Annotated in this window: 6 protein-coding genes; all 6 read left to right on the top strand. The window is 62.9% G+C overall.

Annotation, left to right across the window (positions count from 1 at the left end):
* Nucleotides 1-82 precede the first annotated feature (82 nt).
* The 6 genes from Q9R31_RS02500 (at nucleotide 83) to fusA (ending at nucleotide 11,794) form a co-directional block, all read left to right on the top strand.
* Nucleotides 83-559 (top strand): hypothetical protein, encoded by a 477-nt coding sequence (locus Q9R31_RS02500; RefSeq protein WP_311261154.1) that lies wholly within the window; start codon nucleotides 83-85, stop codon nucleotides 557-559.
* A gap of 307 nt (nucleotides 560-866) precedes the next feature.
* Nucleotides 867-4,376, top strand: a complete 3,510-nt coding sequence (gene rpoB / locus Q9R31_RS02495) for a DNA-directed RNA polymerase subunit beta (RefSeq protein WP_311261153.1) — start codon at nucleotides 867-869, stop codon at nucleotides 4,374-4,376.
* A 103-nt stretch (nucleotides 4,377-4,479) separates the two neighbouring features.
* The gene (locus Q9R31_RS02490; RefSeq protein ID WP_311261152.1) at nucleotides 4,480-8,379 is read left to right on the top strand and encodes a DNA-directed RNA polymerase subunit beta'; all 3,900 of its coding nucleotides are present in this window, start codon (nucleotides 4,480-4,482) and stop codon (nucleotides 8,377-8,379) included.
* A gap of 384 nt (nucleotides 8,380-8,763) precedes the next feature.
* Nucleotides 8,764-9,138, top strand: coding sequence for a 30S ribosomal protein S12 (rpsL, locus tag Q9R31_RS02485; RefSeq protein WP_009358312.1), 375 nt, complete (start codon nucleotides 8,764-8,766; stop codon nucleotides 9,136-9,138).
* Nucleotide 9,139: 1 nt separating this feature from the next.
* The gene (gene rpsG, locus Q9R31_RS02480) at nucleotides 9,140-9,610 is read left to right on the top strand and encodes a 30S ribosomal protein S7 (protein WP_003803829.1); all 471 of its coding nucleotides are present in this window, start codon (nucleotides 9,140-9,142) and stop codon (nucleotides 9,608-9,610) included.
* Between the two features lie 69 nt (nucleotides 9,611-9,679).
* Entirely contained in the window at nucleotides 9,680-11,794 is a 2,115-nt protein-coding gene (gene fusA / locus Q9R31_RS02475; RefSeq protein ID WP_142117238.1) for an elongation factor G, read from the top strand.
* The last annotated feature ends 218 nt before the right edge of the window (nucleotides 11,795-12,012 follow it).

Genomic DNA, 12,012 nt, shown 5'->3' with positions numbered 1-12,012 from the left:
AGGGTGGACGGCGAGGCTTTGCAGGGGGAGACGCTTTGCAGGGGGACGTAAGGTCCGGAGCCGGGACGGACGGAGCGGGATCGTGAAGAAAACATCTACCGCGGCAGCCATCGCTGTGGTGGCGGTATTGACGGGTGGATGCCTGGCCGGCTGTTCGGTGTCCACCCCGGCCCCGGCAGAACCGGTTCAGCCAACCGCATCAACGCAGCAGACCCGGGATGCGGCCGGCAGCAGCCCCTCGGCCAGACAGGGCGCCAAGGCAAGCAGCACCAGGGAAGCCTGCGAACTGTTCAACAAGCTGGTGGCGGACTATGCCGCTGTTTCAGCCACTGACTCCAAGGGCTATGAGGACGTGTACCTGAACGCCCAGGATGCCAAGGATACTGTCACCGGTGACCTGCAGGGGCTGTTTGCCTCCCTTAGCCTGCTCGCCATCGACCACTCATCCGCGGCGGAGTCCGGCGGCAAGCCGGGGCAGGAGTCCCAGGACGCTGTCCGGGACGCCGTCTTCGCAAACTCCGCAGCCTGCACGGCGGAAGGCGTAACGCTCCGGCTCTAGCAGCCGGAGGCGGCTGCTAGAGCCCATGAAATCAGGTGCTTGCAATCCGGCCGGATGTGGGGTAGACATGTAGGTTGTTTTGCCGTATCGTAGATATTTGCGTCTTCCCTGTTTACCTTCAGCCTTCATATAGCGGTGGGCTTTGCCTGGCAGCTGGCAATCAACGTGCCGTAACAACGGTCACAGCATAGTCAGTCCAGGTCCCGGGTCATATAGCGGAACCGGATGGTAGCGCTGCGGAGTCACTCCGCAGGGTGCACAGCGGGGGAGATCTGAAAACGCCTGAAGGTCTGTGGAAGGATCCCTCTTGGTCGCCTCGAGCACCTCTAATAACGAAACCGCTAACACTGCCGACAGCACTGATGGTGCCACTCGCCGGCTCTCATTCGCAAAGATTCACGAACCTCTTGACGTTCCGAATCTGCTTGCCCTGCAGACGGACAGCTTTGACTGGCTGGTCGGCAATGAGCGCTGGCAGGCACGCGTGGCAAAGGCTGTCGAAGAAAACGATCTCAGCGTCGCCACCACGTCCGGCCTGTCGGACATCTTCGAAGAAATCTCCCCGATCGAGGATTTCCAGGGCACCATGTCCCTGAGCTTCTCCGATCCGGAGTTCGCTGACCCCAAGTACACCATGGCCGAGTGCAAGGACCGGGACGCAACGTACTCGGCTCCGCTGTACGTCAAGGCCGAGTTCATGAACAACAACACGGGCGAAATCAAGCAGCAGACCGTGTTCATGGGTGACTTCCCGCTGATGACCGAGAAGGGCACCTTCGTCGTAAACGGCACCGAGCGTGTCGTCGTCTCCCAGCTGGTCCGTTCGCCGGGCGCCTACTTCGAGCGCGCCGCCGACAAGACCAGCGACAAGGACATCTTCACCGCCAAGATCATCCCGTCCCGCGGTGCCTGGTTCGAGCTCGAGATCGACAAGCGCGACCAGGTCGGTGTCCGCCTCGACCGCAAGCGCAAGCAGTCCGTCACCGTCCTGCTGAAGGCCCTTGGCTGGACCGAAGGCCAGATCCTCGAAGAGTTCGGCCAGTACGACTCCATGCGGGCAACCCTGGAGAAGGACGCCACCGAGACCCGCGAAGACGCCCTGCTGGACATCTACCGCAAGCTGCGTCCGGGCGAGCCGCCCACCGTCGAGGCTGCCCAGTCCCTGCTGGACAACCTGTACTTCAACTCCAAGCGCTACGATCTGGCCAAGGTTGGCCGCTACAAGATCAACCGCAAGCTGGGTATCGACCGCTCCCTTGGCGACAAGGAAGCCTCTGTCCTGCACGTTGAAGACATCGTCGCCATGATCAAGTTCCTCGTCGCGCTGCACGCCGGCGAGAAGACCATCAAGGGCACCCGCGATGGCCAGGAAGTGGACCTGCGCGTCGAAATCGACGACATCGACCACTTCGGCAACCGCCGCATCCGCGCCGTCGGCGAGCTCATCGAGAACCAGGTCCGCACCGGCCTGTCCCGCATGGAGCGCGTTGTCCGCGAGCGTATGACCACCCAGGACGTCGAGGCCATCACGCCGCAGACCCTGATCAACATCCGCCCCGTGGTTGCTGCCATCAAGGAGTTCTTCGGAACCTCCCAGCTGTCGCAGTTCATGGACCAGAACAACCCGCTCTCGGGCCTGACCCACAAGCGCCGCCTGTCCGCGCTTGGCCCCGGTGGTCTGTCCCGTGACCGCGCCGGCATGGAAGTCCGTGACGTGCACCCGTCCCACTACGGACGCATGTGCCCCATCGAAACTCCTGAAGGCCCGAACATCGGCCTGATCGGTTCGCTGGCATCCTACGGACGCATCAACCCGTTCGGCTTCATCGAGACCCCGTACCGCCTGGTCAAGAACGGCGTCGTGTCCGACGACGTCCAGTACCTGACGGCCGACGACGAGGCCGAGGTCCTGATCGCCCAGGCCAACGCGCCGCTGGACGAGAACAACAAGTTCGCTGAAGACACCGTGCTGGTCCGTGCCCGCGGTGGTGGGGGCGAGCCCGTCCTCGTTCCGGCCGACGACGTCGAGTTCATGGACGTCTCCCCGCGCCAGATGGTGTCCGTGGCTACCGCGCTGATCCCGTTCCTCGAGCACGACGACGCCAACCGCGCACTTATGGGTGCTAACATGCAGCGCCAGGCTGTGCCGCTGGTCCGTTCCGAGGCTCCGTTCGTGGGCACCGGCATGGAGCGCGCTGCCGCCGTCGACGCCGGTGACGTTGTCATCGCCAAGAAGGCCGGTGTGGTCACCGAGGTTTCCGCCGAGCTCGTCATCATGCTCAACGACGACGGCACCGAGACCAACTACCGCATCAACAAGTTCGCCCGCTCCAACCAGGGCAACTGCTACAACCACCGTGTCCTGGTCAACGAAGGCCAGCGCCTGGAAGTTGGCGGCATCATCGCTGACGGCCCGGCAACCGACCAGGGTGAACTCGCACTGGGCAAGAACCTGCTCGTGGCATTCATGTCCTGGGAAGGCCACAACTTCGAGGACGCCATCATCCTCTCGCAGCGCATCGTTGCCGAGGACGTCCTTTCCTCCATCCACATCGAGGAGCACGAGATCGACGCCCGCGACACCAAGCTTGGTGCCGAGGAAATCACCCGTGACATCCCCAACGTGTCCGAGGAAGTCCTCGCAGGCCTGGACGAGCGCGGCATCATCCACATCGGTGCCGAGGTTGAAGCAGGGGACATCCTGGTTGGAAAGGTCACCCCGAAGGGTGAAACCGAGCTGACCCCGGAAGAGCGCCTGCTGCGCGCCATCTTCGGCGAGAAGTCCCGCGAAGTCCGCGACACCTCCCTGAAGGTGCCCCACGGCGAGTCCGGCACCGTCATCGGCGTGCGCGTCTTCGACCGCGACAACGACGACGAACTGCCCCCGGGCGTGAACCAGCTGGTCCGCGTCTACGTGGCTGCCAAGCGCAAGATCACCGACGGCGACAAGCTCGCCGGCCGCCACGGCAACAAGGGTGTTATCTCCAAGATCCTCCCCGTTGAGGACATGCCCTTCCTTGCCGACGGTACGCCCGTTGACATCGTCCTGAACCCGCTGGGTGTTCCGGGCCGTATGAACGTGGGCCAGGTGCTCGAAACCCACCTTGGCTGGGTCGCCAAGACCGGTTGGAAGATCGAAGGCGAGCCCGAGTGGGTCAAGCAGCTGCCGAACCTGCCGCGCGAGAGTGGTCCCACCACTGTTGCAACGCCGGTGTTCGACGGTGCCCGCGAAGAGGAAATCACGGGCCTGCTGGATTCCACCAACGTCACCCGCGACGGTGAGCGCCTGATCAACTCCTCCGGCAAGACCCGCCTGTTTGACGGCCGCTCCGGCGAGCCGTTCCCGGATCCGATCTCGGTCGGCTACATGTACATCCTGAAGCTCCACCACCTGGTGGACGACAAGATCCACGCACGCTCCACCGGCCCGTACTCCATGATCACGCAGCAGCCGCTGGGTGGTAAGGCACAGTTCGGTGGCCAGCGCTTCGGTGAAATGGAAGTGTGGGCGCTCGAAGCTTACGGCGCCGCCTACACGCTCCAGGAACTCCTCACGATCAAGTCGGACGACATCCACGGTCGTGTGAAGGTCTACGAAGCGATCGTCAAGGGCGAGAACATCCCCGAGCCGGGCGTTCCCGAATCCTTCAAGGTCTTGATCAAGGAAATGCAGTCGCTGTGCCTGAACGTGGAAGTTCTTTCCACGGACGGAACCACAATTGAAATGCGTGACTCTGATGACGCAGTCTTCACGGCTGCGGAGGAACTGGGCATCGATCTGTCTCGTGCAGAGCCCAGTTCCGTAGAAGAGGTCTAGCAGGCGGTTTACGACGGCGGGTGACCACCCGCCGTCGTATGCCCCCTCCCTCATCCCGCACCAAGACTTCAGAATTTAGAGAACAAGAGAGAACAGGGACCATATGTCCAGCGAATCCTCCTTCGGCCTCATGCAGATCGGCCTCGCCACCGCGGAAGACATCCGCGGCTGGTCGTACGGCGAGGTTAAGAAGCCGGAAACCATCAACTACCGCACGCTCAAGCCCGAGAAGGACGGCCTCTTCTGCGAGAAGATCTTCGGCCCGTCCCGGGACTGGGAATGCTACTGCGGCAAGTACAAGCGCGTGCGCTTCAAGGGCATCATCTGTGAGCGCTGTGGCGTTGAAGTCACCCGCGCCAAGGTCCGCCGTGAGCGCATGGGCCACATCGAACTGGCCGCCCCAGTCACGCACATCTGGTACTTCAAGGGTGTTCCCTCCCGCCTGGGCTACCTCCTTGACCTGGCCCCGAAGGACCTCGAAAAGGTCATCTACTTCGCTGCCTACATGATCACCAGCGTCGACGAGGCTGCCCGCCACGAGGAACTGCCCAACCTGCAGGTTGAGCACGACATCGAGAAGAAGCAGCTGATCGACAACCGCGACGCCGACATCGCCGCGATCGCCCGCGACCTCGAAGGCGAAATCGCACGCCTCGAGGGCGAAGGCGCCAAGGCTGCCGACAAGAAGAAGGCCCGCGACTCCGCCGACCGCCAGATGGCCAACGTCCGCAAGCGCGCAGATGCCGACATCGAGCGCCTCGAGCAGGTCTGGGACCGCTTCAAGAACCTCAAGGTCGCCGACCTCGAAGGTGACGAAGGCCTGTACCGCGAACTGCGCGACCGCTACGGCATGTACTTCGAAGGCTCCATGGGTGCCGAAGCCATCAAGAAGCGCCTTGAGAACTTCGACATGCAGGCCGAGTCCGACCTGCTGCGCGACGTCATCGCCAACGGCAAGGGCCAGCGCAAGACCCGCGCCCTCAAGCGCCTGAAGGTGGTCAACGCGTTCCTGACCACCAACAACAGCCCGCTTGGCATGGTCCTCGACGCCGTCCCGGTGATCCCGCCGGAACTGCGCCCCATGGTCCAGCTGGACGGTGGCCGCTTCGCGACCTCCGACCTCAACGACCTGTACCGCCGCGTGATCAACCGCAACAACCGCCTCAAGCGCCTGCTTGACCTGGGTGCTCCGGAGATCATCGTCAACAACGAGAAGCGCATGCTTCAGGAAGCTGTTGACAGCCTCTTCGACAACGGCCGCCGCGGCCGTCCGGTAACCGGACCGGGCAACCGTCCGCTGAAGTCCCTGAGCGACATGCTCAAGGGCAAGCAGGGCCGTTTCCGCCAGAACCTCCTCGGCAAGCGCGTCGACTACTCCGGCCGTTCGGTCATCGTCGTCGGCCCGCAGCTGAAGCTGCACCAGTGCGGCCTGCCCAAGCAGATGGCCCTGGAGCTCTTCAAGCCGTTCGTGATGAAGCGCCTGGTTGACCTCAACCACGCCCAGAACATCAAGTCGGCCAAGCGGATGGTGGAGCGCTACCGCCCGCAGGTCTGGGACGTCCTGGAAGAGATCATCACCGAACACCCGGTGCTGCTCAACCGTGCACCTACCCTGCACCGCCTGGGCATCCAGGCGTTCGAGCCGCAGCTTGTTGAAGGCAAGGCAATCCAGCTGCACCCGCTGGTTTGTGGCGCCTTCAACGCCGACTTCGACGGCGACCAGATGGCAGTCCACCTGCCGCTGAGCCCCGAGGCGCAGGCTGAGGCCCGCATCCTGATGCTGTCCTCGAACAACATCCTGAAGCCCTCCGACGGACGCCCGGTCACCCTGCCTTCGCAGGATATGATCATCGGCCTCTACCACCTGACCACCAAGCGCAAGGGATCAGCCGGCGAAGGCCGGATCTTCGGTTCTGTTTCAGAGGCCATCATGGCGTTCGACGCCCGCGAGCTGCACCTGAACTCGCAGGTCAAGATCCGGCTCGAAGGCTTCGTGCCCTACGCCGGCTGGGAAGCTCCGGAAGGCTGGGAGCCGGGTCAGCCCGCGCTCGTCCAGACCTCCCTGGGCCAGGTCCTCTTCAACGAGACCCTGCCTGAGGACTACCCCTGGGTTGAGGCTGTTGCCGACAAGGGCGAACTGTCCCGCATCGTCAACGACCTCGCCGAGCGCTACCCGAAGGTTGTCACCGCCGCAACGCTGGACAACCTGAAGGATGCCGGTTTCTACTGGGCCACCCGTTCAGGCGTCACCGTCGCCATCTCCGACATCGAGGTCCCGGCCGCCAAGCCGGAAATCCTTGCCGGGTACGAGGAGCGGGCCGCCAAGATCCAGGGCCAGTACGACAAGGGCCTGATCGACGACGACGAGCGCCGCCAGGAACTGATCGAGATCTGGAACAAGGCCACCAACGACATCGCCTCGGTGATGCGCGAAAGCCTGTCCCCGATGAACACCATCAACCGCATGGTGTCCTCCGGTGCACGTGGTAACTGGATGCAGGTCCGCCAGATCGCGGGTATCCGCGGCCTGGTGGCCAACCCGAAGGGTGAGATCATCCCGCGCCCCATCAAGTCCTCTTACCGTGAGGGCCTGTCGGTGCTGGAATACTTCATCGCCACGCACGGTGCCCGTAAGGGCCTGGCCGATACCGCTCTGCGTACCGCCAACTCGGGTTACCTGACCCGTCGTCTGGTGGACGTCTCGCAGGACGTTATCGTCCGTGAAGAGGACTGCGGCACCGAGCGTGGCCTGGTCACGCCGATTGCCGTGGCTGACTCCAACGGTGAGCTCGTCCTGGATGAGAATGTCGAGAACAGCGCGTACGCACGTACGCTGGCCGTCGACGTCGTGGACTCCGAGGGCAACGTCCTCGCAGCCGCCGGCACCGACTGCGGCGACGTCGTTATCGACGAGCTCTTCAAGGCAGGCATCACCGAGGTCAAGGTCCGCTCCGTACTCACCTGTGAGTCCAGCGTTGGCACCTGCGCCCTGTGCTACGGCCGTTCGCTGGCCACCGGCAAGACCGTGGACATCGGCGAGGCCGTCGGCATCATCGCCGCACAGTCCATCGGTGAGCCCGGTACCCAGCTGACCATGCGTACGTTCCACACCGGTGGTGCTGTCTCCGCCGGCGGCGGCGACGACATCACCCAGGGTCTGCCCCGTATCCAGGAGCTCTTCGAAGCCCGTACTCCGAAGGGTGTCGCGCCGATTGCTGAAGCAGCCGGCCGTATCACCATCGAAGAGTCCGAGCGCCAGATGCGCCTGGTCATCACTCCGGATGACGGAACGGAAGAGATCGCTTACCCGGTCCTGCGCCGTTCACGCCTGCTGATCGAAGACGGCGACCACGTCGCCGTCGGCCAGAAGCTGATCAACGGCCCGGTGGACCCCAAGCAGGTCCTGCGCATCATGGGTCCGCGTGCGGCTCAGAAGTTCCTGGTGGACGAAGTCCAGGGCGTGTACCGCAGCCAGGGCATCGGTATCCACGACAAGCACGTCGAGGTTATCGTCCGCCAGATGCTGCGCCGCGTCACGGTCATCGAGTCCGGGGAATCGGATCTGCTGCCCGGCGAGCTCGCCGAGCGCAGCCGCTTCGAGGAAGCCAACCGCCGCGTTGTGTCCGAAGGCAAGACTCCGGCTTCCGGACGTCCTGAGCTCATGGGTATCACCAAGGCGTCCCTGGCCACCGAGTCCTGGCTGTCCGCAGCTTCCTTCCAGGAGACCACCCGCGTCCTGACGCAGGCGGCCATGGAAGGCAAGAGCGATCCGCTGCTCGGCCTCAAGGAGAACGTCATCATCGGTAAGCTGATCCCGGCCGGCACGGGCCTCCCGCGCTACACCGAGGTCACCGTGGAGCCCACTGAGGAAGCAAAGGCCAACCTGTTCACCGGCCCGAGCGCATTCAGTGACTTCTCGTACGACACCCTGGGCGGCGACGGAGCTCCTGAGTTCCACGCCATCCCGCTGGATGACTACGACCTGGGCAACGACTTCCGGTAACAAGTCCCGGTAGAGCCTTGCAAGGGATGGTCCCGTACCGAAAGGTGGGGGACCATCCCTCTTTAACCCCTCGATTAAGGCATGGAGACTGTCCATGCTAGACTTGTTACCAATTGTTATTGTGGCAGTGGATGAGAGCGCCGGTTTGGCTGAAAAGCTGGATCAGAGCGACGTTTCCGGTTTGCAGGGTTCTTGTGCAACGTATGCCACATTTTTGCATGCCTAGGGACTTGTCCGACGCGAGTCGCTGCCCGGGAATGCGATCCGACTATTAAGGCTTCGCCTTCGCCGCCCTGGAGATCTTCTTCAAGGCCCGGGCGGCGGGGCAACGCAACAGGAGAGTGGCCGGAAACAGCCACTCCGGATAAAACGGAGAACACGAGAGTGCCTACGATTAACCAGCTGGTCCGCAAGGGCCGCACGCCTAAGGTCTCAAAGACCAAGGCTCCCGCGCTTAAGGGCAGCCCCATGCGCCGCGGTGTCTGCACCCGCGTCTACACCACCACCCCGAAGAAGCCGAACTCGGCTCTGCGTAAGGTGGCACGTGTGCGCCTCAATGGCGGCGTGGAAGTTACCGCCTACATCCCCGGTGTTGGCCACAACCTGCAGGAGCACTCCATTGTGCTCGTTCGCGGTGGTCGCGTGAAGGACCTCCCGGGTGTCCGCTACAAGATCGTCCGTGGCGCCCTCGATACCCAGGGTGTGAAGAACCGTAAGCAGGCCCGCAGCCGCTACGGCGCAAAGATGGAGAAGAAGTAATATGCCTCGCAAGGGTCCGGCCCCCAAGCGGCCGCTCGTTTCGGATCCGGTATACGGTTCCCCGCTGGTAACCCAGCTCATCAACAAGGTGCTCGTTGACGGTAAGAAGTCCACGGCAGAGCGCATTGTCTACGGTGCACTCGAAGGCGCACGCGCCAAGTCCGGCGGCGACCCCGTTGCAGCCCTGAAGAAGGCCATGGACAACGTCAAGCCTTCGCTTGAGGTTCGCTCCCGCCGTGTCGGTGGCGCCACCTACCAGGTTCCGGTTGAGGTCAAGCCGGGCCGCTCCACCGCACTCGCCCTGCGCTGGCTGGTTGGCTACTCCAAGGCCCGCCGCGAGAAGACGATGACCGAGCGCCTCCAGAACGAAATCCTGGATGCCTCCAACGGTCTCGGTGCCGCTGTGAAGCGCCGCGAAGACACCCACAAGATGGCCGAGTCCAACAAGGCCTTCGCACACTACCGCTGGTAATACTCCCCGGGCGCCGCCGGCTCAACCGAGCCGGCGGCGAACGTGTAGTCCATCCCAAAAGGAGACCCCGTGGCACAGGACGTGCTTACCGACCTTAGTAAGGTCCGCAACATCGGCATCATGGCCCACATTGATGCCGGCAAGACCACCACCACCGAGCGCATCCTGTTCTACACGGGTGTGAACCACAAGATCGGCGAAACGCACGACGGCGCTTCGACCACCGACTGGATGGAACAGGAAAAGGAACGCGGCATCACCATCACGTCTGCCGCCGTGACCTGCTTCTGGGAAAACAACCAGATCAACATCATCGACACCCCCGGCCACGTGGACTTCACTGTTGAGGTTGAGCGCTCCCTGCGCGTCCTCGATGGTGCTGTCGCCGTGTTCGACGGCAAGGAAGGTGTTGAGCCCCAGTCTGAGACCGTTTGGCGCCAGGCTGACAAGTACAACGTTCCGCGCATCTGCTTCGTCAACAAGATGGACAAGCTCGGTGCCGACTTCTACTTCACCGTAGACACCATCATCAGCCGCCTCGGTGCCAAGCCGCTGGTAATGCAGCTGCCGATCGGCGCCGAGAACGACTTCATCGGCGTCGTGGATCTGCTCTACATGCGCGCTCTGGTGTGGCCCGGCGATGCCAAGGGCGACGTGACCATGGGGGCCAAGTACGAGATCCGCGAGATCCCGGCTGACCTCCAGGAAAAGGCCGAAGAGTACCGCGCGAACCTCGTTGAGACCGTCGCTGAGTCCTCCGAGGAACTCATGGAGAAGTACCTCGAGGGTGAAGAAATCTCGATCGACGAGCTCAAGGCCGGCATCCGCAAGATGACGATCAACTCCGAGCTGTACCCGATCTTCTGCGGTTCCGCATTCAAGAACCGCGGCGTGCAGCCCATGCTCGACGCAGTTGTCGACTACCTGCCGAACCCGCTCGACGTCCCCCCGATGGTCGGCCACGATCCCCGCGACGAAGAGAAGGAACTGACCCGCAAGCCTTCTTCCGAAGAGCCGTTCTCCGCACTGGCCTTCAAGATTGCTGCGCACCCGTTCTTCGGCCAGCTCACCTTCATCCGCGTGTACTCCGGTCACGTGGAAGCAGGCGCCCAGGTGGTCAACTCCACCAAGGGCAAGAAGGAGCGCATCGGCAAGCTGTTCCAGATGCACGCCAACAAGGAAATGCCCGTCGAGGGCGCTACCGCCGGCCACATCTACGCAGCCATCGGTCTGAAGGACACCACCACGGGTGACACCCTGTGCGACTCCGCCAACCAGATCGTCCTCGAGTCCATGAGCTTCCCGGAGCCCGTGATCTCGGTTGCCATCGAGCCGAACACCAAGGGTGACCAGGAGAAGCTCTCCACGGCCATCCAGAAGCTCTCCGCTGAGGACCCCACCTTCCAGGTGTCCCTCAACGAAGACACCGGCCAGACCATCATCGCCGGCATGGGCGAGCTCCACCTGGACATCCTGGTGGACCGCATGCGCCGCGAATTCAAGGTCGAGGCAAACGTGGGCAAGCCCCAGGTTGCCTACCGCGAAACCATCAAGCGCGCGGTCGAACGCCACGACTACACGCACAAGAAGCAGACCGGTGGTTCGGGCCAGTTCGCAAAGATCCAGATTGCCATCGAGCCGCTGGACACCGCCGAGGGCGAGCTGTACGAGTTCGAGAACAAGGTCACCGGTGGCCGCGTTCCCCGCGAGTACATCCCGTCTGTTGACGCGGGCATCCAGGACGCGCTGAACGACGGCGTCCTGGCTGGCTACCCGGTTGTCGGCATCAAGGCCACGCTGATCGACGGCGCGTACCACGATGTTGACTCCTCGGAAATGGCCTTCAAGATCGCCGGCCGTATGGCTTTCAAGGAAGCTGCACGCAAGGCGAACCCGGTTCTGCTCGAACCGCTGATGGATGTCGAGGTCCGCACCCCTGAGGAATACATGGGTGAAGTTATCGGTGACCTCAACTCCCGCCGTGGCCAGATGCAGTCCATGGAAGATGCACAGGGCGTCAAGGTCATCCGTGCGCACGTTCCGCTGTCCGGCATGTTCGGCTACATCGGTGACCTGCGCTCCAAGACCCAGGGCCGTGCTGTGTACTCCATGACGTTCAACAGCTACGCCGAGGTCCCGAAGGCTGTTGCCGACGAGATCATCCAGAAGTCCCGCGGCGAATAGTCTCTGACTTCTCAAAGCAACAAACTCGGGTGCGCTTGCCGGTAACGGAGAGCACAGCCTGTGCAGGTGGCCGGGCGCGGTTGACGCCGGACTCGGCCATCTGCACGAACAGGATCCTGGGACTAGTATTAGTTCCTGAATCTGCAATTTCACCAATCCAAAGCCCCCCAAGTAGACTTACCTGAGTTTCTGCCGCGACAAGAGCGGCAGAAGGGTAT

The organism is Pseudarthrobacter sp. BRE9, from assembly GCF_031844305.1.
In the GTDB taxonomy this organism is placed as follows: Bacteria; Actinomycetota; Actinomycetes; order Actinomycetales; family Micrococcaceae; genus Arthrobacter.
The sequence above is the reverse complement of the archived record's forward strand: the minus strand, read 5'-3'. Positions and strand labels throughout refer to the sequence as shown.